The following is a 21833-nucleotide window of genomic DNA, read 5'->3' as shown; positions in this document are numbered from 1 at the left end:
GAGAGCCTACTTGCGAGCCCGGTCAAAGCCTTTGTCGTACCCCGCGGAGAAGCTATCGTGCGTGTCCTTGTCGAAGAGTTTGTCGTGACGGGTAAAGTGTTTTGAGAGCCCCTTCTGGGCGTCATCCTGACCCACGCGGTATCCTATGTCATAAGCGTGACGCTGCCGGTCCACATTGGGAGCTTCCTTGGGGGGCGGGGTGTACGGGTAGTAGCCGGATTTGTAGTGCTCACTGGGCACGGGCGGTTGAGGAGATACCCGAGCGCGATAGTACTCCTGATCCCGACGGGCGGCTGCCTCACGTGCAACGTCGTAACCGGTGTCATAGCCGTGGGAGAATGCGTCGCGGGTGGCATCGTCAAACAGATCCACATGACGGACGAAGTGCTTGGAGTGCCCCTGGAGGAAGTCATCCTGACCGACCCGGTAGCCAACATCGTAGGCATGTTGGGCGCGCTGCGGCGGCGGGATGTTCGGAGGAGGTGGCGCGTACGGATAGTAGCCGGGACTGTCGTTGTAGGTGGGTGGCGGCTGATAGTAGGTGGGGCCGTTGTCAGAGAGCTTTCGTAAAGCATCGCTGAGGTCGCTTGCATGGGCCACGGTGAGGACGAGGCCTCCCAATACGGTGCAGCTCAGTTTCCAGTTCATATTCTGAGGTGGGTTTCTGGCAATGGTGCGGACGTGAGTCGCGTGCCGCCGTGGGGATTTTCCATGGATTGGTGTTTCTGGTCAATGTGTTCTAGGGGGAAACAAGGCGCCGGGGATGGCGGCGATTTGTCTGGACCGTGGTCCTGGTCCGACCTGACGGTGTGCCATCGTTGAAATGTTGAGTCGTTTCAGAACGTCTTGGGGACTGCATGAATCCTGAACCTGCTAATCCTTTTTCCCGGCGGCACTTTCTCCATGCGGCGCTGGGTGGTGCCGTGGTGCCGACGTTGTCCGCAGCTGATGCGACACCGACTCCAAAAAAAGGTGAGGCCTCAGAGGCTGGCAAATTTTCCATTCCCGGTGAAGCGGTGCCGTTGGTGAATGACGCGGACGTGATCGTGTGCGGGGCTGGGCCGGCCGGTGTGGCGGCCGCGATCGCTGCGGCGCGGGCAGGTGCCAAGGTTCGACTTTTTGAATGGCGTGGTTGTTTGGGTGGGGTGTGGACCGCAGGGCTGCTGGGCTATCTGCTCGACTTCGACAAGCCTGGTCTCGCCAAGGAGCTTAAGGTGAAACTGGATGAGCGTGGAGCCAAGACTGGAAGTGGCGAGAAGGCTTTCTGCTATGACCCCGAAGCCCTAAAGTTGCTGCTGGAAGATCTGTGCGTGGAAGCCGGTGTGCAGTTCCAGTATCACACCCGAGTCGCTGCAGCCTTCAAGGAAGGACGCCGCCTGACCACCATTGTCACGGACTCGAAGTCCGGGCGCGAGGCCTGGCGTGCGCCGGTCTTCATCGACACCACCGGAGATGGCGATCTCGGGGCCCTGGCGGGATGTGGCTTTGAGCTTGGCGAGGCGAAGGATTGCCCCTGTCAGCCCATGTCGCTCAATGCCCTGCTGGTGGTGAAAGATGTGGAGGCCTTGCGGGAGTTCGTGCGCTTTGGCAAGGCTTTGCCCGGCGAGAACACCAACGACGAGAAGAAGAACCGCATCCGGGCGGAGATTGAAAAATTCGGACACTTCCCGTCCTACAGCAAACCGACTCTCTGGCATGTGAGAGGGAACTTGCTGTTTGCGATGATGAATCACGAGTATGGTGTGAAGCCCTTTGACGCTGCGGGCATCACCACTGCCACGGTGCGGGCACGGGCGGAAATGACGAAGATGGTGAACGGCCTGCGCGGTCTGGGTGGCCCGTGGGAAGGGCTGCAACTCGTGGCCACGGCAGAGCAGATCGGTGTGCGTGATGGACGACGCATCTCAGGCAGATTTACGGTGCAAAAGGATGACCTCATCCAGGGTGTCCGCCACGAGGACGGCGTCGCCCGGGTTACGTTCGGAGTGGACATTCATGCGACGAGCGCGGATCACAACAAGACGGCGGCCATTCATGCCACGGGCATCAAGGTGAAGCCGTATGACATTCCTCTGCGCGCCTTGATCGCCAGAGATGTGGATGGGCTCATGATGGCCGGTCGGTGTATCAGCGGCGACTTCATCTCCCATGCCAGCTACCGGGTGACTGGGAACGCCGTGGCCATGGGCGAGGCGGCTGGTGTCACCGGGGCGCTGGCGGCGAAGTCCCAGCGACTGCCGCACGAGGTGAACTGGAAGGAGAGCGAGGAAAAACTCCGCCAGCTTGGTCTGCGGGCTTGATTCTTCCTGCTCCCGGTTCCCGGTCAGAACGTCCAGGTGATCTGTGTGGCCAGCAGGTGGCTGCCATTGGCGTTCAGACCGGGTTCGTGTCCATAACTGTACTGCACCTTGCCTTGCAGATTCCGGGCAAAACGGTATCCCAGCGCCACATCCACCCGGTAGAGATCCCGGTCCCAGCTGGGGGAGCCGCCGTGTCCGTCTGAGATATCGTCAAACCACTGCTGATTCCAGCGCAGGGCGGCATAGAGGCTGGGGGTGATCTTGTAACGCCCCTCCACATAGAACGAAGCCAGGTCGGCATAGCCAACGCCAGGCACTTCGAAACGGGTGAAAATGAACTCGCTCCAGAGTTCGAAATGGCGGATTGAGTACCGCAGGTCAATCCCAACGGTATCCTGCTTGAAGTCATCCCGGTCGCTTCCAGTGGGAAGGGTGGCGTCGGCAGTCTCCAGCAGATAGGCACCCGTGCTCCCCGAGATGCCCAGCGCAAAAGCGGGATCGGGCTTCCATCCCAGGCGTCCCGTGATGGTGGGGTGGTACCACACGAGTTCCCTTGCTTCCCAGGCACTGGGGCGGGATGAGAGGGCATTGCTCTTGATCTCAAAGGCATACTCAAACTGGTCCAACCTGCCCGACAAAGAAGCTCCGTGGGCATAGGAGGGGCCCCAGATCTGAGTCAGCCAGTCCCGCTTCTTGTCAGCCTGCGTTTTGCGACCTAGAAAGGCCTCCCGACTGAGAGGGACGGCGGCATCGGTGATGCCGAACACATTCTCGTAGGGCGCTGGCGCGGTGACGAAGGGATTTTGGGTGCTGAGATGGCGAGGGATCCAGTTGCCAAAGACGGAGGCAAATTTGCCCACTTGAACGTTCAACATCGAGTCACCCCAAGGACTCCACCGAATCGCGTATTCATCCAGTCGAATGTCGCCGTCTGATCTCGCGCCGGGATCAAAACCGCGATCAAGCCGGGCCTGGACGAAGGCGCTCCAGTGTGGACCCCACTGCAGATCCAACAGGAGGGAGAGACGAGGTTCTAGGTAAGTGTCGTCATCGGTGAAAAGCAGGCCGGGGGCTGGTTGATCGATGGAGTAGGTTTCCAGGTCGATCGAGCCCGTCAGGGTGGCGTCGACTGGAGAATCTGGCGGAAGCAGCGTGATGGCCTGGGTGGTGCCGCCTAGCAACAGGATGGCCGTGCCCAAGGTGCAGGCCAGCCTGACTTGCTGGGTTCGCGAAAGAAGGAGCACTGGGGTCATACGGGGGCCGGAATGGGTTGAGGTGCGGGTAGGGCCAGCAGCCGGTAGGCGGGAATGGGATCGCTGAACCCTTTCAACTCAAGGGGAGCGGTGGGCTCGACGATGGTATCTGGGGGGAGGGCATCGTAGGTGTTGCGATCAATGAGCAACTCCATCCGGCCAGCGCTGGAGCAGAGGCGGGAGGCCAAGTTTACCCGTTCCCCAAGGACGGTGTAGTTCAACCGGTCGGCCGATCCCATGCAGCCGGCGAGCATCTCGCCCGTGGCGAGGCCGATGCCCATTTCGATGCGGTGGGTGGACGTCTCATTCAATGCCGTCCGCACTTGTAGCATCTCCAGGGCACAACGGGCGGCATTGAGGGCGTCGTGCCCGTAGCTCATGGGGGCACCGAAGATGGCCATGATCAGATCTCCCACAAACTTGTCCACCACGCCGTGGTGTTTGTGCACCACTCGGTTGAGGGCCGTCATGTGCTCGTTGAGCAGGGCGATCACCTCCGCCGGGGGCATGTTTTCCGTCAGTGAGGTGAAGCCCCGGATGTCGCAGAAGACGACACTGCAGGACCGGATTTCCCCACCCAGACGGATCTGACCGCTGATCATCTGTGAGGCGACTTCACGGTCGGTGACCTGCGACAGCACCGCGCGGTAGCGTTCCTTGAGAGCGAGGTCCTTGGTCATCTCGTTGAACGATGCGGCGAGCGTTCCCAGTTCGTCCCGTGTCTTCACCTCCACCGGTGTTTCGAAGTCACCCTGCCGCACGCGGTTCGTGCCCTGCACGAGTTGCTCGATGGGCTTGCTGAAACCATGCGAGATGAGCATCACGAAGCCGATGCCGACGACGAGAGCAAAGAGGCCGAAACCAAGGATGACGAGGCGCAAGCCCCGCTGTTCCTTCATCGCCTCGTGCAGAGAGTAGAGCCCCACCTGGGCGGCAGCCGGGAAGAGCGGGTTGTGAGGGATCTCTTTGATGAACAGCCGGTGCGGCTTCTTCCCGTCGTACAGCGGATTGAGATCGCTGTGGGGCCCCGTGGACTGAGGGAGGTGGCGCATCATGCTGGAGACCCGGCTGTTGATGGAGGGGTGCAGGGATGATGGCATGGCCGGGCCGTAGATCTGACCGTCCAGCCAGATGCCGCTCATCAGTTCCTGCATGCCTTCCGGAAGCGTTTGAGAAGTAAGATCAGAGACGGGATAACTCACCACGATGGCTCCGAGGAGCTCGTTGGTGGGCTCGATGATCAACGGGGTGACGATGAACTCGCGCAGGTGAAAGTCCGCAGGGGAGCCTGACTTGGGGCGAGCTTGTTTCACGGCCAGATAGCCGATTTCCTGGCGCTGGAGGTCGGCGGTGGTGAGGCGCTTCTTGAAGAGAGCCACGGGCTTGCCCTGCTGCACATCCAGAAAGGTGGGGAAGTAGCTGCGCGGCTTGGTAGGAACGAGCGGATGACCGCTGGCATCCACCACCATGGCCGTGGCGCCATCCGTTTCATCCGCAGGTGCCTGGGAGGTGCTGATGGACTGCTCCGCGGCAGCGACCTCGGCCTGTCGGTTGATCAGGGACAGGCCTTCGACATCGAGGTTGTCGTAGAGAAGGTCCGGATCATTGGAAGCGAGGGCTTCCTCCATGGCGGAGACTACTCGCACCTTTTCTGCCGTGGTCTTGCAGAGCGTAGATAGCTCCTGAAGCTGACGGGCCCGGTGCTCAGCGAAGGCCTGCGTCTGGTGGTGGAACTGTTCCTCAAACAACCGCTGATAGCCGGTCTGCACCTGCCGCTCTGTCACAAAGATGGTGGACCCCGTCACCGCGGCCACCACGAGGGACATCGCCAGAACAAGCTTGGTGCGGTAGGAAAGGGCAGGCACGGGGCATGGGTTGGTTGGAACTCGCCGAGGTTTAGACGGGGGGCGGCGCGGCCTACTTGCGATTGCTGCTATCGAAGTTGAGCCGGACGGTTTGTCCAGCTTTCAAGGTGACGGGGGCGGAGAGGATCGTCTTCTCGTCCAGCCAGGCCTTCAGATTGTAAGAACCAGCGGGAAGACCTTTGAGGCGAAACTTGCCGTCCGCAGTGGTGGTCGTGAAGTAGGGCGTGTCCAGGACCAGTATGACCCCACGCATGTGCTGGTGAATCTCGCAGTACAGGCGGACGACCCCAGGTTTGTCGAAGGTCAGGGCTGGGGGATTCTCCCCCATGCGGTAGCGCCCAAGGTCAAACCGCTTCGTCTTGGAGAGGGAGAAGACGTTGTGATAATCCTCGTCATGGTTGGGGAACTCAACGCGGGTACCGGTCTGAATGGGCAACACATGGTGCTCGAATTGATAGCCGCGCTGTCCCATGATGCTGACCGTGTTTCCAGCCCGTGCTGAAGGGGCACCTTCCAGGTAGATGACCGCAACGGGCTTGGCGGGAGCCGCAAGTTGGCCAGCCTTCAACTGGTAGCGCCCCATCGGAGCGGGTGGCGGCTGGGGGATGGTGCTCACTTGTCCCTCGACGATGGCCTGTCCGTGGCAGACGGAAGATGCTGCCAGGGCAAGGACGAGGCTGCCAAGCAACCAGGATGGCCAGTGCAGGGATCTCATGTCCGGCATCCTACTGGCGAAACCTCCCCACGCAAGCGGTCGCACCAGCTCCGGCCATTACTTGCGACCGCGCTTCAAAACACATTCCGCCGCCCAATAACCGCACATGCCGTGCACACCACCGCCGGGAGGGGTCGAAGCCGAGCAGAGATAGACTTTTGGGTTGGGGGTGGCGTAGGGCTGGAACAAACCTGCGGGCCGGGTGAAGAGTTGTCGCCAGTCCGTGATGCCGCCCACCACATCGCCTCCGATGTAGTTGGGGTTGTAGCTCTCCATCTGGCTGGTGTTGAGCGTGGAGGTGGCGACGATGCAATCGCGGAACCCGGGGGCAAAGCGCTCGATCTGACGGGTGATGGTCTCCAGACGATCCTCCGTGGAACCATGCGGGACGTGGCAGTAGGCCCAGGCCACGTGTCTGCCGGCAGGCGCGCGGGTCGGATCCAACATGGAGGGCTGGGAAACCAGGACAAAGGGATTGTCCGAATGCCGCCCCTGCCAGGCATCCCGCTCGCTGATAGTTATTTCCTCAAGGGTGCCGCCCAGATGCACCGTGCCAGCCCGGCTGCAGTCGGGGTTGGCCCACGGAATGGGGTGGTTCAGAGCGTAGTCCACCTTGAAGACGCCCGGCCCGTGGCGGAAGCGTTCCAGCTTGTAGCGATAGGCCTGGGGCAGCTCACGGCCGCAGATTCTGGCCAGATGCCGCGGACTGATGTCGAAGAGGTAGGCTCGGGCGTCTGGCAGGTCGCCCAGGGATTTCACTGGAGTGTTGCAGCGCACTTCACCGCCGAGCGAAGTCAGCAGGCTGACCATGGCATTCGCGATGCTTTGTGAGCCACCTTCAGGAATGGGCCAACCACCTGCGTGGGCGGCCGTTTGCAAGACGAGACCAATGGCCGAGGTCAGCGGCAGGTGGAAGGGCATGACCGAGTGACCAGCATTTCCTGCGAACAAGGCGCGGGCCTCAGGTGTGGAGAAATAACGGGCGAAGACGCTGGCAGGTAAACCTGCACCCATGCCGAACCGCGTCATCAGCAGCGGGTGCCGGGGCAGTCTGGCGGGTGCGAGAAGATCCCCGAAAAGTGCCGGGGCATGCTCGGCCAGTGTTTTGAAAAAGAAGCGATATCGCCCGCCATCCCGTCCAAGTCCGGCGGCGGTTTCTTCCAGGGAACGGTGCAGTAGCACGGCGCGTCCACCGTCTAGCGGGTGGGCCAGCGGGAGGTCAGGGTGAATCCAGCGTAGTCCGTGAGATTCCAGATCGAGGGATCGGAGGTAAGGGGAGGCCACCCCCATGGGGTGAATGGCAGAGCAGACGTCGTGCAGATGGAAGGGCTTGGTCAGCTCCTTGGTGCGCATGCCGCCGCCCACGGTGTCTGCACCTTCCAAGACCAGGGGTTTCCATCCCTGCTGAGCCAGGCGAATGGCGGCGGCCAGACCGTTTGGGCCGGAACCAATGATGATGGCGTCGTACTGAGGCATGCGTAGGGCTCAGCATAGGAGGATGCGGGGGAAGCGCCAGTGTCAATGTGGCGCGGTAGCGCGTGCGTCACAGGGAAGGGGAATCTGACAAGAAATCCTGAGGGAGGCCGTCATGCCTCTTGAGAGAGTTTCCCCCCCCTTGACCATGAAAATGCTTTCCACCAAGAAGGGCACCAGTCTGACGCTGGGCCTTGCCGCACTCCTGACCATGACACCTCCGGCACCTGCCCTGTCTTTGTTTGGCGATCCCTATGAGAAGGCCATTGAGCGCACCGCCACCATGTCGCGCGATGCAGAGGCTCAAGAACTGGCCCGCGCTCGTGGCTTGCAAGTGCTGGACCTTACTTGGGAGGACACGGGACGCTTTAAGGGCTCATCGGTGGGCCCCAACATCAGTGACATGACCATCCAGGTGGGACGCGAGACCAAAGGTGGATTCAAGGCCACCTGCATGCCCGTCATTCGCTTTCCCAACTTTGACGACAAGTCGTGCGACATTGATCCAGCCGCCTTCACTCTGCTGGTGGGCAATGAACGCGGGCGTGGTCTGCAACGCGTCTCTCTGAAGGATTTCCTTTCCAGCCCTCTGGACTTCCTCAGTCAGCCAAGTTCGTGGAAAAACGACGGTCAAGCCCTGTCCCTGCTTGCGGCGCGCGATTCGAAGGTGCTGGTGAGCGCCCAGGCGTGCTTCCTCCCGATCCCCAAAGAAGGCAAGGCAACCTTCAACCCGGTGTTGTTCAACTACCAGTCCATCAGCGGAGATCCCGCGGTGTTGACCATTTTGTGCACCAGGGAAGGCACGAGTGTGACGGTGATCGACAACAAACGCGATGCCTTTGCCAGCGGCAGCGCCTGGGGCCAACGCCTGTTCTTCAATGCGAATGGTCAGCGGGCAAGTCTCACCGGTGAACGGGAGTCCGATTCCAAAGTCGGCAAGGAGGCTGGTCCCGAAGGCCAGGCTCCTAAACTGGGAGCGGAAACCGGGCTGAACATGGTGCTTCTCATCCAGGTGCCCCTTAAACAAAAGGAACGGCCTCGTCGCTTCTCACTCGGGGCGTCCGAAGGGGCGATGCCCGCGGCTCCGGCAAGTGCAGCGCGGACACGCACCAGTGACGTGGAGAATGCCGTCATCGGCCACGGGGAAATGGAAGGTCCTTTCACAGAGATCGACAACCTTCCGATTCGCCGGGATCCTGACTATCCGGTGCGAGTCACCGTGCAGTTCTACAAAGCCACCTCCAACGGGGTGGTCTCGGAAGCCGATGTGGCCGCGATCAAGGCTCAAATTGAGCGGGTGTATGCCCAGAGCAGCTATGTAGGAAGTTTGGTCACAGGCGGGGAGACGGGTCGCGTGACGGAATATGCCGGAGCGAAGGTGCAGCCCGAAGGTTGGTGGGACGAGTTCTGGGCCCGCCATGAGAAGGACACGGGCGACGACCGGAAAACGGCGGCGGCCAAGCTGAAGAAGTTGCTGGGTGAAGACTACATGAGCCAGCCCGTGTCTGAGTTGTACGTGCGGGATGTCCTCAAGTAAAGTTGAGCTGGCCTGTCAATGGGATCCCGCAATGGAATGAATTGGGCTGTCTTGTAGCGACTCCAAGCGCTGTGTGTGGAGGGGCATCTGAAGTATATCCGAAACCCCTAACTCTGTGAGTCGAATTGCGGGTCGGCCATGGCAGCGTTCTTGTTCTTAATGCGAAACCAAAGTACCAGGAGAAAGGGAATAGCTACCACAAGGGCTGCAGCAAACACCGCTGCAAGTTCATACTCTTTCCAGACTTCTGAAGACGCTGCTAACACTCCGATGACGAATACCATCCAAATCTGGCTTCCAATGACAAATCCATAGGTTGAAATAACCTGAGACCAGCAGAGGCGCTTTTGGGCCAGGACACGGTAACCTATGCCGTTGTCGATCAGTGAATGGCGGTCGGCCTGTGGATTTCTGAGAACCCTGAGGCTCCGTATGGGGAAGACAGGAAAGTAGAAAAAGATCAGCCATTCCGTCGTGACGTATGAGCCGTCAGGTCGAAAATAACGCTGGCCGTAGTAGATCGATCCAATTCCGCTAAAGGCGCTGGGCATGGGGAGATGGAGAGAGGGGGGAGGGCGTCCGAAGCGAAACCCTCTGAAGACGATAAGAGGTAGGATGGCCGCGATGGCACGTCAATGCTTCCATGCTGACAAAAACGGTCAATTTCGTTCAAGGATTGATTCCACCCGACAAGATGTGTTTACTCTCGAGGGAATGAATCGCCGTCAATTTGTTGCTTCGAGTGCTGCGCTTGGTTCACTCGCCACAGTGGGAAGCCTTTCCTCGGCGGCGGAAGTCTCACCCAATCTGCGCCCCAACCGGATCGGCGTTTCTTCCTATTCCTTCTGGGGCTTCAATCGGGAGGCGCTGCGCCCGATGGATGTTTGTCTGGAGCATGCGGCGCGGATGGGGTTTGACGGATTTGAAGTGCTTCAGAGACAGTTGACTTCCTACGAGCCCACAGAGCTGTTCAAGATCAAGCGGCATGCGTTTGTTCTTGGCCTCGACCTCATGGGCTATTCCACCCACCAGGGCTTTCTCTCGCCAGACAAGGAGAAGCGAAAGAAGAACTACGACCAGACGGTGGACTGCCTGGAGCAGGCGTATCAGCTGGGGATTCCCACCATGCGGGTGAACTCCGGCACCTGGGGGACGACGAAAGATTTTGATGAGCTGATGGCCAAGCGCGGAGCTGATGACCCACTGCCTGGCTACACGGAAGAGAACGCCTTTGAGTGGGTGATCGAAGCGTATGCCGGTCTTGCTGCCGAAGCTGGGAAGCGAGGCGTGATCATGGGGCTGGAGAACCACTGGGGCCTGGGTCGAACTCCGCAAGGAGTGAAGCGAGTGGTGGATGCGGTCAATTCCCCCTGGCTCAAAGTGACGCTCGATACGGGTTGTTTCCTGGAGGATCCGTATGACCGGCTGGCGATGCTGGCTCCTGACACCGTGCTGCTCCAGGCCAAGACGTACTATGGCGGAGGCACCTGGTACACGCTGGACCTGGACTACGACCGGATCGCCAACATCATGAGAAAGGCCGGATTTGCCGGTTATGTCTCCCTGGAGTTTGAGGGGAAGGAAGATCCTCTGACGGCCATCCCCAAGAGCTTGGCCTTGCTGCAGAAGGCCTTCGGTCAGGTGTGAAGCTGCAGCTCACCCATCGAAGGTTCAATGGCGGGCTTGAGCAGGACAAAAATGGGGATCGTGAGGACGGTCAGGCCCAAGGCGATCCAGGTCCAGTGCCAGTGGATCTGCACGCCCCACAAAGGGCCATGTGCCGGTACCACTTCCCACTGCCCGTTGGATTTCTTATAGCGGCCTTGGTAGAAGTTGAAGTCAAACAGCCAGGTTTGCCCGGTGCCAATACGATACTCGATGAGAGGCGCTGGAGGGCCGTCGGAGTTCTCCGCCGGGATGGTGGCGATGGCACTGTTAGCCGGTTCCCAGGATGTCCAGGTCAAGAACGGGGCATTGCTCGGCAGGCCGCGCCTCTGGATATTCGTCCATTCTTCGTCGTTGACGCCATGTTTGGCCGCCATGCTGAGGACGGGTAAGATCATCGTCATCAGCACGAAGAGGGAGGACACTATGAGAAAGAGGCAGTAGAGACGTGACCGCATGGCGGAGTCAGCTTGCGAGTTTCAAAGAGGGGGTGGCAACCGGGGCTTCCAAGAGGGAGAGATAGACCTTCAAGTCCCCGGTTGAAAAGCAACAAAAGGTGATTTCTACCAGACCGGGGCTTCGTTCAGCTTCCTCCTGCACTGTGCGGATGGCTGTCTCCGCCGCGAGCTGGATGGGGTAGCCGTAGATGCCGGTGCTGATACAAGGGAAGGCGATCGTGCGCACTCCGCTCTCAGCCGCGATCTCAATCGACCGCCGGTAGCAGGAGGCCAGGAGGGCCGGTTCACCGTTCTGACCGCCGCGCCACACAGGTCCGACGGTGTGAATGATGAACTTTGCCGGGAGCTGGTGCCCCTTTGTCAGCTTGGCATCGCCTGTCTTGCAGCCACCAAGAAGGCGGCATTCGTGAAGCAGCCCTGGGCCTGCTGCGCGATGAATCGCTCCATCCACTCCTCCGCCACCAAGCAAAGAGGAGTTAGCCGCATTGACAATGGCATCCACCTTGAGGGAGGTGATGTCTGCCTGTAGGGCGCGTAGATTGAGGCTCATGCGGTGCGGTCTCGCTATCAGAAGGTCTGAGGGTCGTTCCGCCACGCAAACCTAATGTTCGATACAGTATGATGGAAAACTTGCATCAAATCGAATGAAAAATGGCGGGCACCGCCGTCAGAACTCCAGTCTTTCAGATGGGGTGACCTTTCTCATATCGCATTCGTTCGATTTTTTGGACTTCACTGATCTTAGTTTTTTGTGATGGCGTTCCGTTCGCCCCGGGCTCTGGTTCAGGAGCCCTCTGCTGAGCGCGACAAAAAAGCACCACTTGCGGGGCAAGTGATGCTTCGTCTTCAGAGAAGTAGTTGGGCGTGGGAACCTAGAGCTTTCTCACTAGGAGGGCGGCGTTGTGACCACCGAATCCAAACGAGTTGCTGAGGGCCGCGTTGACCTTGGCTTCGCGGGCCACGTTAGGCACCACATCGAGATCGCATTCCGGATCCTGATTCTCCACGTTGATCGTGGGAGGGATGACCTGGTCGCGGATGGAAAGGATGCTGGCAGCAAGCTCAATCCCGCCGGCTGCACCGAGGAGGTGGCCGGTCATGGATTTGGTAGCGCTGACGAGGAGACCGTTCTTGGCGTAGTCACCGAAGGTGCGCTTGATCGCCTGCACCTCGCAGATGTCACCCACCGGGGTGCTGGTGGCGTGGGCGTTCACGTAGCTGACCTCGTTCGCATTCATCTTCGCATGCTTGAGGGCCATGTTCATGCAGCGGGCCGCACCGGAGCCATCGGGAAGAGGGGCGGAGAGGTGGTAGGCATCAGCACTCAGGCCGTAACCGACGAGCTCACAATAGATGTGGGCGCCGCGCTTCTTGGCGTGCTCATACTCCTCAAGCACCACCACGCCAGCACCTTCACCCATGACGAAACCGTCACGGTCACGGTCAAACGGACGGCTGGCCTTTTCAGGAGCGTCGTTGCGGGTGCTCAGCGCTCTCATGTTGCCGAATCCAGACAATCCCATGGGGGCGATGGATGCTTCAGATCCACCCGCGACGATCACGTCGGCATCGCCGAATTTAAGGATGCGCCAGGCTTCGCCAATACAGTGGTTGGAGGTGGCACATGCGGTGGTAATGCACATGTTCGGCCCGAGGAAGCCGTACTCCATCGACAGCATGCCGCTGGCGATGTTCCCAATCATCATCGGAATGGTGAACGGGGAAACACGGGCGGGGCTCTTGGTGATGAGAAGGGTGTGGTTGTTCTCCAGCGTGATCAGGCCGCCAATGCCGCTGCCGAGCATCACGCCGATGCGCTCCGGCGGGGTGTCGGAGGAGTCGATACCGCTCTCTGCCACCGCCATTTTGGCGGCGCCTACGGAAAGCTGGGTGAAGCGGTCGGCCCTACGGGCGTCTTTGAAATCTTTGAAGTATGCCTTGGGATCAAAGTCCACGACTTCGCCACCGAACTTCGTGTCATACTGCTCCGTATCGAAAGCCTTGATAAAACGGATCCCGCTCTTGCCGGCGACGAGATTCTTCCAGAAGTCATCCTTGTTGTTCCCGAGAGGGGAAACAACGCCAATGCCGGTGATGACGATACGACGGTCTGTCATGAGGGAATGTGTAGAATAGGAAGGTTGGTGCACCCCGATTAGCCACGGTTTGAAAGGTGGGGCAAGGGGAAATTCGGAATTGGGGTCAAGGGTACCCTAAGAGGGGGACTATGTCCGACTCCCTGCCGCGCCGAATGTTGGGAAGTTTTGAAATCCCGGGTGGATGGTCCTGAAACTCAATCACTTCTGCCCGTAGTAGGCTGCCGGCCCATGCTTGCGGGAATGGTGTTTGTTGAGAATATGGTCGGGGATGCTCGCCAGCTCTGGATTAAGCGAGAGGCTCCCCAGCGCCATTTGGGCGCACATCTCAAGCGCGATGCTGTTGTTCAGTGAGTCCATGGCGCTCTTGCCCCAAGTGAAGGGCGCGTGATGGACCTGAAGGACAGCGGGCATCTCCACGGGGTTCAAGCCAAGTTCATGAAGCCGCTCCACGATGGCCACACCCGTGTGGTGTTCGTAGTCGGAAGCGATCTCCTCCGGGGTAAGGGCCCGGGCCACAGGCACGGTCCCGAAGAAGTGGTCGGCATGAGTGGTGCCATAGCAGGGCAGCGCCCGCCCGGCTTGGGAGAACATGGTGGCGTATGGAGAGTGGGTGTGAGTCACCCCGCCGATTTCTGTGAACTCGCGGTACAGGTGCAGATGGGTCTTGGTATCCGAGGAGGGTCGGAGTTTGCCCTCCACAACGTTGCCCTCCAAATCCAGCACCACCAGATCCTCTGGCTTCAAGTCACCGTAAGCCACTCCGCTGGGCTTGATGCACCAGAGGCCCAGGGCCCGGTCAATGCCGCTGACGTTTCCCCAAGTGAGCTTCACCAATCCGCTGGGTTCGAGGGCTCGATTGGCGGCGCAGACTTCTTCTTTGAGGGAGGCGAGGGACATCGAGGACGAGGAGGGGGGCTTGGGGCTGGTGGAGACAGGATTAACAAGATTTTTGAAGGATTAACAAGATGGGATGCGAAGCGGGTGATAGCGGAAAATGCGACTGACTTTCTGGACAGAATTAGCGGAATTTACAGAATTGGAATTTCGAAGCTTCTCTCTGTGTTCTCGGTGACTCTGTGGTTAATCCGATAAGAAACTTGTGGGTGTAGATTTACTTCCTTTGTTGGGCGCGGAGTTCCAGGAGCCGCTTCATGACGTGGTGGAGGCGGCCGTTCCACTCGGCGGTGCCGAAGGCGTCATGAAGGGTTCGGTAGAGGGTGTAGAGCTCCTCGTAGATGGCCTGATTCTCTGGAATGGGGTAGTAGACCTTCTCACGGGTGGCGGTGACCTTGAGTTGAATCTCGGCCACAGTGCCGACGCCTGCCACCGCTGCGCCGAAGATGGCGGCTCCCAAGGCGCAAGTCTGCTCGCTGCGGCTGACCTTCATGGGGCGGCCGATCGCATCCGCGTAGATCTGCATCAAGGTCTCGTTCTTGATGCTGAGTCCGCCGGTGTTGATGACTTCCTTGACCGGTACGCCGTATTCCTCGATCCGCTTGATGATGGTAAGGGCGCCGAACGCGGTGGCCTCAATGTAGGCGCGATAGATCTCGTGAGCCTTGGTGTGCAGAGTTTGTCCCAGGAGCAGGCCAGTGAGACGGGCGTCCACCAGGATCGTGCGGTTGCCATTGTTCCAGTCCAGGGCAAGCAGGCCGGAGGCGCCCGGCTTGTGACCAGCCAGAGCCTTCTCCATGTTCTGGAACTTCTCACCCACGGTGACACCGTAAGTTTCAGGAACTAACTGATTCACGAACCACAGGAAGATGTCGCCCACGGCGCTCTGGCCAGCCTCGATGCCGAAGTAGCCGCCCATGACCGAGCCGTTCACGATGCCGCATACTCCGGGAATGTCTGCCAGGGGTTGGTCATTGGGGGCGATCATGAGATCGCAAGTGCTGGTGCCCAGAATCTTGACCAGCGTGCCTTCTTTGATGCCTGCTCCGACGGCACCCATGTGTGCGTCGAAAGCGCCCACGGAGATGGCGATGCCTTCTTTGAGACCCAGACGCTCGGCCCACTCGGCGCAGAGCGTGCCGGCTGCGGTGTCGGCCACATGAGCTTCGGAGTACAAACGGTCACGCAGGTCCGCCAGGGCGGGATCCAGGCGGGTGAGGAATTCCTTGTCGGGCAGGCCGCCCCACTCGGTGCTGAACAGGGCCTTGTGACCTGCGGCGCAGACGCTGCGCTTGAGGGTGAGCGGATTCGTATCGCCCGCGAGCACGGCGGGGATCCAGTCGCAGTGCTCCACCCAGGAGTAGGCTGCCTGGAAGACGGCCGGGTCGGTCCGACGAAGGTGGAGGATCTTGCTCCACCACCATTCGCTGGAATAAATGCCGCCGCACTTGGCGATGATGTTGGGCCGGATCTCGTGGCCCAGGCGGGTGATCTCGGCGGCTTCCTCGTGGCTGGTGTGATCCTTCCACAGCCACACCATGGCGTTGAGCACGCCCTTGAACTCAGGGAGGAGTCCGAGGGGGATGCCCTGTTGGTTCACGGGAATCGGCGTGCTGCCGGTGGTGTCGATGCCAATGCCCACGACCGAGCTGGGATCGAAACCGGAGATCTTGTCACTGGCTTGAGACAAGGCCCCACGAATCACGGCTTCGAGACCGTCGAGGTAATCCTGAGGATTCTGCCGGGCCACGTTGGGATCACGGGGATCGGTCAGCACACCCATGTCCCCGCTGGGATAGTTGAATACGGTGGAACCGACTTCGGTTCCATCATTCAGGTCCACCAGAAGGGAGCGGCAGGAGTTGGTGCCGTAGTCAATGCCGAGTGCGTAGCGGGTACTCATGAGTCAGGGATGCGAGGCGGGGCGTGCAGCGGGAAAGGTGAGAGGAGAAGATAGCGGGAGGGGATGTGGTTGAGACATCACGCAGGCAAATGTTTCTCCGGTTGGGAAGTGTCGCATTTTGTCGGACCCGACCGGAGGCGCAAAGGGAAATCTCTGGCATAAATCGGACGAATCCGCACAATCTGGCGGTGGTCCTGCTGCCGATACTTCCGTCATGAAAACACCTGTCATTTCCATCGTCTTCTTCCTGCTGGCTTCGCTCTTGGGAGCAGCCGGACAGTTCTTCTACCGGGAAGGGGCCCGTCGGGCCACGGGAGGTCTGATGGGATATCTCATGAATGGGAGAATCCTTGTGGGCGTGGCCTGCTACGTTGGAGTGATGACCCTGTTTGTGGCCGCCTTCAAAAAGGGCGGGTCCTTGACGGTGTTGTACCCCGTTTACGCCAGTACATTCATCTGGGCGGCGCTGATTGCGTTGTGGGTGGACGGTCAGCCCATCAAGTTGGCCAACGTCGCTGGCATGGCGTTGCTGGTGGGGGGCATGTATTTGATGGGGAAGGGGTGAGGGGAGGGAAGTTGAGACGCTTCGCTGGTTAAGGATCCCCTTCGGGGAAATTGAAATGGCGACGGCAATGTGGCCTGTCGCAGCATGCAGGAAATGGTTGTGACGCAGGCGCTCCAAAAAAAGAACCCCGCATTGCTGCGGGGTTCTCAAATGGTACTAAACCGACATCACGCTCGGACTAAATCACGCGATCATTGCCGCCATCCACCGGGATTTGGGCACCGGTGGTTTTGGCGAAGAGCGGGGAGGCCATGGCGGAGACCATGTTGCCGATGTCTTTGCTCTTGATCTCTGCCTTCAGGAGGTTGCGGGTCTTGTACTCCTCCACGGTCATGTTGTAGCGCTCGGCGCTGCGTTGCAGGGCTTCAGGAGTCCACAGCTTGGTGTCGAAGACCGCGTCGGGATGGATGATGTTGCAGCGCACGCCGACAGGGGCGAGTTCCAGGGCGGCGACGCGGCAGAGCTGCGTGAGGGCGGCCTTGGAGCAGGAATAGCTGGCGGCTCCGGGGCCCGGGGCCTTCACGTTCCTCGAACCGACCAAGATGATGCTGGAATCAATGCCCTGCTTCAGGTAGGGGATGGTGAACTTCAGCAGACGCTGGTGGCTGGTGAGGTTCACCGCCAGGGCCTTGTCCCAGTTGGAGGACTCCAGGTCTTCGAGATACTGGCCAGCCGTGAAGATCCCGGCGTTGGAGACCACGATGTCGATCCCACCGTAGTTGCGTACGGTTTCGGCGATGGCGGCCTGCACGGCGGCGTCATCGGTCAGGTTGACGACTTTGCCCACGGCACCGATGCGGGCCATGCCTTCCACGATATCAGGGTTGAGGTCCAGGCCGACCACGGTGGCACCTTGTTCGGCGAGGCTTTCCGCACAGGCGAAGCCAATGCCGGCAGCAGAGCCGGTGACGATGGCCACCTTGCCCTGATGCACCTTGCGAGCTGGTCCTTTGCGCAGCTTGGCCTGCTCCAGATCCCAATACTCGATCTCGAAGATGTCCTTCTCGGGAAGCGGTTCCCAGCCGCCGACCGCCTGTCCGAGTTGCACGGTAGCGGCAGTGTGCTGGGCGATATCGGCGACAATCCCAGCATCCTTGAGCGTATCGCCAAAGCTCACGAGCCCTTTGCCCTGCCAGATGACAAAGCGTGGTGCGGTGTCGAGCATGGTCTGGCCGTTGGCATGACGGGTGAAATACGACGTGTAGTCATCCGAGAACTTCTGGATGGCGGCGTCGATATCTTCGCCCACGAACCCTGGGGTCCGCTTCGTGCGAATGCTATGGTCGGGGGTGAGGGGGCCACGGGTGCCAAAGGTGGCGACATCAGGCTGATTCGCATAGCCGACGGCGACGGCGCTGGCATCAAGCTTGGCGAGCTGAGCGTGACCACGTTTTTTGGAGACGGCCTTGCGCAGTTTGGCCAGACCGACCAGATCTTCTTGGGCCTCTGCGGAGGCACCTGCGGCTGCTCCGGCTTTCTTGGCCAAATATTCTTCCGCCTGCGTGACCATCTCGATCATGAGCTCGTAGCTGCGGCGGGCGTCGTCGTGGAAGGTGAAGAGGCCGTGTTTCAGGAGCACAATGCCCTCAATGCCTTCAGCCTTCAGGTCGCGACCTTTGATGAGGTCATAGACGGTCTTGGCCAGGATGAAGCCCGGCATGACGTACGGAACCGTGAGCACGCGGCTGCCGAAGACCTCGCTGACGCGTGCTTCACCATCGGCATTGCAAGTGAGGGCGGAGATCGCATTGGCATGCGTGTGATCCACAAAACGGAACGGCAGTATGGCATGCAAGATCGCCTCGATGGAGGCGGCCGGGGCGTTGGGGTTCGTCATGGCGGCCCGCTGCTGCAGGACCATGTCCTCATCCGTCATCGTGGGCAGTTCTGCCATCTTGAGGAGGGCGCTCATGCGCACCGGGGCAAAGCCACCGCGCTCGATGGTGGCGAGATCCCAGCCGGACCCTTTCACGTAACAGAGACTGACGGGTTCGCCGAAGAAGTCCTTCTCCTCCACTTTCACTGACGTGTTGCCACCGCCGTGAAGAACCAGCTCTGGATTGCGACCCAGGAGACGGGAGGTGTAGACACGCTGACCGAGGAGGTCAGTTCCGAAACTAGCGGCTTCTTGATCGTTCCAAAGGCTTTGCATGGCGTGGCGGCGAAAAAATGAGGGGGTAGAGTGGGCGGGTGAGGCGAAAAGTAAAAAGGTAAAAATCGAAAACTGGGGGGCGACGCCCCCATCTTGGGAGCGATTGGCTGGCGAGTCGCCGACAACCTTGTCCCGTGTGCACGTGGCAGGCGTTCCGCCCTCAGTTCGCCCTTTTTCCGGTTGTCCCGCAGAGGCTTCTCGTCTTCGATATCACAGGTCTTTTTGAGAAGACCCGAAGCCACCATGAAGCGATCCCCCCGCGTTTTGTCTGGCAGCCTCGTGCTGGTCCTGCTGATCCTGATCCTGGCTTTGCTGGGGGGAGGGGCGTGGCTGGTGCTGAAGTTGCGGCAACCGAAGAGTCCTCCTGCCCCAACTCCTGAGATGACCACTGACGCCGCATCACCCATCCCGGCGATGTTTGCCAAGGATCTGCCGGAGTCCTGCCGACAGGTCGCTCTGGTCATCTCACCGGAAGACGTGTCGGTGATGGCGGAGCTGTTTCTGCTGGTGCGGAAAGACGGGCATTCGCCATGGAGCATCGATCAGGGACCGATTCCTGTGACCCTCGGTCGGAGTGGCCTCGCCTGGGGAGTCGGGGAACATCATGCCCCTCGACCAGAAGGGTTCCGCGAGAAGCGCGAAGGAGACGGGTGCAGTCCTGCGGGCATCTTCCGGGTGCCGTTCGTCTTTGGCATGGCACCTGAGGCAGACGCCAAGGGAGAGGCACCCGCGCTGAGCCTGCCTTACACGCATCTGGGAGACAGCATCATCGGCGTGGATGATCCGGAATCCCAGTACTACAACCAAGTGGTGGACTCAAACTTGGTACCCCGGGATTGGAACAGCCACGAACCGATGAACCGCTTCAAGGTCTTGTACCGGTGGGGCGCTTTCATCGCGCACAATCCGGAAGGAGTGCCCAATCTGGGCTCGTGCATCTTCATCCATATCTGGCCCGGTCCCGGGGAACCCACGGCGGGTTGCACGGGCATGGCGGATGCTGATGTGGTGCGTGTGCTGACCTGGCTGGACCCCGCCAAGGAGCCCCGGCTGGTGCAGGGAATCAAGGCTTGGCAAGCACCTTCCATCGACTCGACCGTCACCCCTCCGATACTGCGTGGGGATGATCTCGCTCCAGACGATAAACGCCCTTGATGGGGTGCACCGTCTGTTTGTCCTGGTCCAGCACGTAGGCCTTCAACGTGACCGGGCCGGGCGGAAGCATTTCGTCATGCAAAGTTTGCTCCCACCCAAGGTAATATTCGGGGTGCATGCGAACCAGTTTTGCCCGTTCGTAAAAATGTTGCTGCAGCTGAGGGGCCGTGAGGGCGGCGATTTCCTCGATCCCTGAACCTTCGGCGGGCTGGGCGGTGACGAGAATAAGATCGGCAGCATTATCAACCGCCAGGCCGCCTAATCCAGACAGTCGCCAGCCGCCTTCTTCAAGCGCCACGGGCGGATCGAGACGGGCCCACTTTCCACCTGTCTCTTTGCCCTGTTTGAACGATTTGATGTTACGATCTTTAGCGAAGACGACGTCGCGCAACTTCCCGCGATCCGCGAGGAAAGCGGCGAGCCGGAAGGCGGATTTGCGGGTGACGCGGGCATCCATCCACTCTTCATTCAGCGGCATGACCCGGGCGAACATCAAGAGGGCCCTCTCTTGATTCATGCGGCTGAACTTTACCTTCATGAGATTGTGCCCGTTAGCCCAGTTCACGGCGAGCAGGGCGACAAAGAGTGTCACGGCGGCGGGAACCAGTGCTGGCAGGGATGAGGCGAAGGGCGCCCGATGAACGCAGGCGTGTCTCAGCACGACAGCGACCAGCAGCAACGTTCCAAAAACGAAAAACACGTCAAAGGTCGCGAAGCGCTCGTCCAAGGCGTTGTCCAGAGAGTTGTGCATGCGGCCCAGGCTGATGAGCACGGCGGACGAGAGACCGTAGAGGCCAAAAATGATCCAAGGGAAGGCTGCCTGAATCAGGCGGCAGTCTTGACGACGGCGCCAAAGGTAGAACAAACTGGCCAGAAAGGTGGCCAGCAGCACGGCACCGGCGATGGCACAGAGAGTTTCAGGTTCGAACGTGGTGCCTTTGCCCAAGATGTTCCCCAGAACGATCAACACGAACTGGAGCCTCATCAGAGGGCGTTCGAAAATGGTCCCTGCCTCGAGGCCTGAATCCTCGCCACCGTGCGCCGTCAGGGCAAGCCAGGCTACGACGCCATGTGCCAACCACCAAGCAGCGGCGATGAGGCCAATTTTGCCCCAGGGGCTGCCGGTACCATGCAATCTCCAGATCAGGATCAGTCCGAGGAATGCTGGAACAAAGAAGCCTGTGCCAAAGGAGCAGATCGCGAGGAGCGATAGCGCGCTCGCCAGCGCCAGATCATGAAAGCGCACCTGACCTTCTCGATGCAAAAGCCAGGTGCCCAGGGCCAGACAGGTGCCGGGAATGAAGTTCTGGAAGACAAAATCCCAGATCCAAACCTCTCCTTGAGCCGCGGTGAAGATCACCGCCGTGACGCAGGTCAGCAGCACGGTGGCATGCCAGCGTGAGAGGGCTGGGCGCTCTCCATCGGAACGCCACAGAGGCCCCGCCAACCGGTACACCGAGAAGGCGATCAAAGCAGAGAACAGCCAGCTCAGAATCGGAAGGACCGCCACGTTGCCTCCGAGGAAGTGCAGCACCGCGAAGTAGATCAGCTTCCCCACGATGGATGGGTGGACGTAATGCGGCGCCAAGAAAGCCTCCCAAGAGTAGCGATCCTCCACCAGGTGTTGGTACTGTTGGACGAAGGACCAGGCATCCAGACAGGGTACGGATACAAGGAGGGGTATCATCTCCACCAGCAAGATGACGGCTGGGGCAATGATCACCAACCACGGCCAAAGGCGGGAGAGCCGCCGGGGCCATGGCATGCGGGATCGTTCAGAAACAGGCGGGGAGTCAACC

The 21833-nt window shown here is 60.0% G+C and carries 18 protein-coding genes; 5 read left to right on the top strand and 13 right to left on the bottom strand.

The window, feature by feature from the left end; genetic code table 11:
• Positions 1-6 precede the first annotated feature (6 nt).
• Positions 7-648, bottom strand: coding sequence for a hypothetical protein (locus BV106_RS24640; RefSeq protein WP_038169124.1), 642 nt, complete (start codon positions 646-648; stop codon positions 7-9).
• Positions 649-857: 209 nt separating this feature from the next.
• Between BV106_RS24640 and BV106_RS24635 the strand changes: the two genes are divergently transcribed.
• Positions 858-2300 (top strand): FAD-dependent oxidoreductase, encoded by a 1443-nt coding sequence (locus BV106_RS24635; RefSeq protein WP_038169123.1) that lies wholly within the window; start codon positions 858-860, stop codon positions 2298-2300.
• A 23-nt stretch (positions 2301-2323) separates the two neighbouring features.
• Here BV106_RS24635 and BV106_RS24630 read toward each other — a convergent pair whose 3' ends face one another.
• From BV106_RS24630 to BV106_RS24615, 4 genes are read right to left on the bottom strand one after another with little or no spacing between them, the layout of a single operon-like run.
• Complete coding sequence (locus BV106_RS24630) at positions 2324-3553, bottom strand: hypothetical protein (RefSeq protein WP_051946288.1); 1230 nt, start codon at positions 3551-3553, stop codon at positions 2324-2326.
• Positions 3550-5418 (bottom strand): adenylate/guanylate cyclase domain-containing protein, encoded by a 1869-nt coding sequence (locus tag BV106_RS36195; RefSeq protein WP_265596041.1) that lies wholly within the window; start codon positions 5416-5418, stop codon positions 3550-3552. The genes BV106_RS24630 and BV106_RS36195 overlap by 4 nt, the downstream gene beginning before the upstream one ends.
• Before the next feature lie 52 nt (positions 5419-5470).
• Positions 5471-6133, bottom strand: coding sequence for a carboxypeptidase regulatory-like domain-containing protein (locus BV106_RS24620; protein ID WP_063767994.1), 663 nt, complete (start codon positions 6131-6133; stop codon positions 5471-5473).
• A gap of 57 nt (positions 6134-6190) precedes the next feature.
• The gene (locus BV106_RS24615; RefSeq protein WP_038169122.1) at positions 6191-7609 is read right to left on the bottom strand and encodes an NAD(P)/FAD-dependent oxidoreductase; all 1419 of its coding nucleotides are present in this window, start codon (positions 7607-7609) and stop codon (positions 6191-6193) included.
• A 145-nt stretch (positions 7610-7754) separates the two neighbouring features.
• Here BV106_RS24615 and BV106_RS24610 point away from each other — a divergent pair, with 145 nt between their 5' ends.
• On the top strand, positions 7755-9143 hold the full coding sequence (locus BV106_RS24610) for a hypothetical protein (RefSeq protein WP_038169121.1): 1389 nt from the start codon (positions 7755-7757) through the stop codon (positions 9141-9143).
• Between the two features lie 107 nt (positions 9144-9250).
• Here the strand turns inward: BV106_RS24610 and BV106_RS24605 are convergent, their stop codons facing one another.
• Positions 9251-9694: a hypothetical protein gene (locus BV106_RS24605; RefSeq protein ID WP_038169120.1), complete on the bottom strand. Its 444-nt coding sequence runs from the start codon at positions 9692-9694 to the stop codon at positions 9251-9253.
• Between the two features lie 163 nt (positions 9695-9857).
• Here BV106_RS24605 and BV106_RS24600 point away from each other — a divergent pair, with 163 nt between their 5' ends.
• Positions 9858-10790, top strand: a complete 933-nt coding sequence (locus BV106_RS24600) for a sugar phosphate isomerase/epimerase family protein (RefSeq protein ID WP_051946285.1) — start codon at positions 9858-9860, stop codon at positions 10788-10790.
• Here the strand turns inward: BV106_RS24600 and BV106_RS24595 are convergent.
• The 5 genes from BV106_RS24595 to BV106_RS24575 all read right to left on the bottom strand — a co-directional run bounded on the left by BV106_RS24595 (position 10781) and on the right by BV106_RS24575 (position 16162).
• Positions 10781-11266 carry a hypothetical protein gene (locus tag BV106_RS24595; RefSeq protein WP_038169119.1) on the bottom strand — a complete coding sequence of 162 codons (486 nt, stop codon included), beginning with the start codon at positions 11264-11266 and terminating at the stop codon, positions 10781-10783. The two genes, BV106_RS24600 and BV106_RS24595, sit on opposite strands and share 10 nt — an antisense overlap.
• A gap of 7 nt (positions 11267-11273) precedes the next feature.
• Positions 11274-11816, bottom strand: a complete 543-nt coding sequence (locus tag BV106_RS24590; protein ID WP_038169118.1) for an O-acetyl-ADP-ribose deacetylase — start codon at positions 11814-11816, stop codon at positions 11274-11276.
• A gap of 322 nt (positions 11817-12138) precedes the next feature.
• Entirely contained in the window at positions 12139-13383 is a 1245-nt protein-coding gene (fabF, locus tag BV106_RS24585) for a beta-ketoacyl-ACP synthase II (RefSeq protein ID WP_038169117.1), read from the bottom strand.
• A gap of 180 nt (positions 13384-13563) precedes the next feature.
• Positions 13564-14262 carry an L-ribulose-5-phosphate 4-epimerase AraD gene (gene araD / locus BV106_RS24580; protein ID WP_038169116.1) on the bottom strand — a complete coding sequence of 233 codons (699 nt, stop codon included), beginning with the start codon at positions 14260-14262 and terminating at the stop codon, positions 13564-13566.
• 214 nt (positions 14263-14476) lie between these two features.
• A complete protein-coding gene (locus BV106_RS24575; protein ID WP_038169115.1) occupies positions 14477-16162 on the bottom strand; it encodes a ribulokinase in 1686 nt (561 codons plus the stop codon).
• Between the two features lie 214 nt (positions 16163-16376).
• Here BV106_RS24575 and BV106_RS24570 point away from each other — a divergent pair, with 214 nt between their 5' ends.
• Positions 16377-16727 carry a hypothetical protein gene (locus BV106_RS24570; RefSeq protein WP_081892228.1) on the top strand — a complete coding sequence of 117 codons (351 nt, stop codon included), beginning with the start codon at positions 16377-16379 and terminating at the stop codon, positions 16725-16727.
• Between the two features lie 178 nt (positions 16728-16905).
• On the opposite strand, the gene BV106_RS24565 is transcribed toward BV106_RS24570, so the two are convergent.
• Complete coding sequence (locus tag BV106_RS24565) at positions 16906-18879, bottom strand: bifunctional aldolase/short-chain dehydrogenase (RefSeq protein ID WP_038169114.1); 1974 nt, start codon at positions 18877-18879, stop codon at positions 16906-16908.
• A 243-nt stretch (positions 18880-19122) separates the two neighbouring features.
• On the opposite strand from BV106_RS24565, the gene BV106_RS24560 reads away from it, so the two are divergent.
• The gene (locus BV106_RS24560; protein ID WP_051946284.1) at positions 19123-20034 is read left to right on the top strand and encodes a L,D-transpeptidase family protein; all 912 of its coding nucleotides are present in this window, start codon (positions 19123-19125) and stop codon (positions 20032-20034) included.
• Here the strand turns inward: BV106_RS24560 and BV106_RS24555 are convergent.
• Complete coding sequence (locus BV106_RS24555) at positions 19979-21799, bottom strand: hypothetical protein (protein ID WP_038169113.1); 1821 nt, start codon at positions 21797-21799, stop codon at positions 19979-19981. The genes BV106_RS24560 and BV106_RS24555 overlap by 56 nt on opposite strands.
• Between the last annotated feature and the right edge of the window lie 34 nt (positions 21800-21833).

The organism is Verrucomicrobium sp. BvORR106 (assembly GCF_000739655.1).
In the GTDB taxonomy this organism is placed as follows: domain Bacteria; phylum Verrucomicrobiota; class Verrucomicrobiia; order Verrucomicrobiales; family Verrucomicrobiaceae; genus Verrucomicrobium.
The sequence above is the reverse complement of the archived record's forward strand: the minus strand, read 5'-3'. Positions and strand labels throughout refer to the sequence as shown.

Coding starts and splice junctions, on each gene's coding strand:
- BV106_RS24640 (WP_038169124.1), bottom strand. CDS start 648: ATGAACTGGAAACTGAGCTGCACCGTATTGGGAGGCCTCGTCCTCACC.
- BV106_RS24635 (WP_038169123.1), top strand. CDS start 858: ATGAATCCTGAACCTGCTAATCCTTTTTCCCGGCGGCACTTTCTCCAT.
- BV106_RS24630 (WP_051946288.1), bottom strand. CDS start 3,553: ATGACCCCAGTGCTCCTTCTTTCGCGAACCCAGCAAGTCAGGCTGGCC.
- BV106_RS24620 (WP_063767994.1), bottom strand. CDS start 6,133: ATGAGATCCCTGCACTGGCCATCCTGGTTGCTTGGCAGCCTCGTCCTT.
- BV106_RS24615 (WP_038169122.1), bottom strand. CDS start 7,609: ATGCCTCAGTACGACGCCATCATCATTGGTTCCGGCCCAAACGGTCTG.
- BV106_RS24610 (WP_038169121.1), top strand. CDS start 7,755: ATGAAAATGCTTTCCACCAAGAAGGGCACCAGTCTGACGCTGGGCCTT.
- BV106_RS24605 (WP_038169120.1), bottom strand. CDS start 9,694: ATGCCCAGCGCCTTTAGCGGAATTGGATCGATCTACTACGGCCAGCGT.
- BV106_RS24600 (WP_051946285.1), top strand. CDS start 9,858: ATGAATCGCCGTCAATTTGTTGCTTCGAGTGCTGCGCTTGGTTCACTC.
- BV106_RS24595 (WP_038169119.1), bottom strand. CDS start 11,266: ATGCGGTCACGTCTCTACTGCCTCTTTCTCATAGTGTCCTCCCTCTTC.
- BV106_RS24590 (WP_038169118.1), bottom strand. CDS start 11,816: ATGAGCCTCAATCTACGCGCCCTACAGGCAGACATCACCTCCCTCAAG.
- fabF (WP_038169117.1), bottom strand. CDS start 13,383: ATGACAGACCGTCGTATCGTCATCACCGGCATTGGCGTTGTTTCCCCT.
- araD (WP_038169116.1), bottom strand. CDS start 14,262: ATGTCCCTCGCCTCCCTCAAAGAAGAAGTCTGCGCCGCCAATCGAGCC.
- BV106_RS24575 (WP_038169115.1), bottom strand. CDS start 16,162: ATGAGTACCCGCTACGCACTCGGCATTGACTACGGCACCAACTCCTGC.
- BV106_RS24570 (WP_081892228.1), top strand. CDS start 16,377: ATGAAAACACCTGTCATTTCCATCGTCTTCTTCCTGCTGGCTTCGCTC.
- BV106_RS24565 (WP_038169114.1), bottom strand. CDS start 18,879: ATGCAAAGCCTTTGGAACGATCAAGAAGCCGCTAGTTTCGGAACTGAC.
- BV106_RS24560 (WP_051946284.1), top strand. CDS start 19,123: ATGAAGCGATCCCCCCGCGTTTTGTCTGGCAGCCTCGTGCTGGTCCTG.
- BV106_RS24555 (WP_038169113.1), bottom strand. CDS start 21,799: ATGCCATGGCCCCGGCGGCTCTCCCGCCTTTGGCCGTGGTTGGTGATC.